The following is a 1,309-nucleotide window of genomic DNA, read 5'->3' as shown; positions in this document are numbered from 1 at the left end:
CGCCCCGCGCCCCACCGAGGCGTAGGTGAAGCCGTGGCGGACCATTTCGTGGGGCTTGTAGACGTTGCGCAGGTCGACGACGACGGGGGCGGCCAGCAGGCTCTTGAGGCGTTCCAGGTCGAGGGCGCGGAACTGGTCCCACTCGGTGAGGATCAGCAGCACGTCGGCCTGGTCGGCGGCCTCGTAGGGGCCGGCGACGAACTCCACGCCCGGCAGCAGGGCTTCGGCCTCGTGGCGGCCTTCCGGATCGAAGGCGCGGACCTTGGCGCCCTTGGCCTGCAGGGCTGGCAGGATGTCGAGGCTGGGGGCGTCGCGCATGTCGTCGGTGTTGGGCTTGAAGGTCACGCCCAGCACGCCGACGGTCTTGCCCGAGAGGTCTTCCGTGCCCAGCACGGCCGCGACCTTGTCGGCCATGGCCTTCTTGCGGGCGGTGTTGACCTCGACCGTGGTCTCGATCAGCCGGGTCGGCGCGCCGTAGTCGGCGGCGGTCTTGACCAGGGCGATGGTGTCCTTGGGGAAGCACGAGCCGCCGTAGCCGGGGCCGGCGTTGAGGAACTTGCCCCCGATCCGCTTGTCCAGGCCGATGCCCTTGGCCACCTGCTGCACGTCGGCCCCGACCTTTTCGCACAGGTCGGCCATCTCGTTGATGAAGGTGATCTTCATCGCCAGGAAGGCGTTGGCGGCGTACTTGATCAGCTCGCTGGTGCGGCGGCCGGTGAAGACGATCGGGGTCTCGTTGAGGCTCAAGGGGCGGTAGAGCTCGCGCATCACCGCCTGGGCCCGCTCGTCCTCGGCGCCGACCACCACGCGGTCGGGGCGCTTGAAGTCCTCGATGGCCGCGCCTTCGCGCAGGAACTCCGGATTGGAGACCACGGCGAACTGGGCGGCCGGATTGACCCGCTTGATGATCGCCTCGACCTCGTCGCCGGTGCCCACCGGCACGGTCGACTTGGTGACCACCACCGTGAAGCCGTCGATCAGGCCGGCGATCTCCTCGGCCGCGGCGTAGACGTAGGAGAGGTCGGCATGGCCGTCGCCGCGACGCGTCGGCGTGCCCACGGCGATGAACACCGCGTCGGCGTCCTTGATCGCCTGGGCGCCCTCCAGCGTGAACGACAGCCGGCCCTCGCGCACGTTGCGGGCCACAAGGTCGTCCAGACCCGGCTCGTAGATCGGGATCTCGCCGGCCAGCAGCCGCGAGATCTTGCGCGGATCCTTGTCGATGCACGTCACCACGTGACCGAAGTCCGCAAAGCACGCCCCGGACACCAGGCCCACATAGCCCGTGCCAATCATCGCTACGCGCATG

General features: G+C 69.1%; 1 protein-coding gene. It reads right to left on the bottom strand.

What is annotated here, in order from left to right:
- Positions 1 to 1,308 (bottom strand): UDP-glucose dehydrogenase family protein (locus V6S85_RS26495; protein ID WP_334350810.1); only part of this gene is annotated, 1,308 nt, incomplete at its 3' end.
- Position 1,309 lies beyond the last annotated feature (1 nt).

The sequence above is a fragment of the Caulobacter sp. CCNWLW153 genome (genome assembly GCF_036889365.1).
Lineage (GTDB): Bacteria > Pseudomonadota > Alphaproteobacteria > Caulobacterales > Caulobacteraceae > Caulobacter > Caulobacter radicis.
This window is presented reverse-complemented; position numbering and strand designations above follow the sequence as displayed.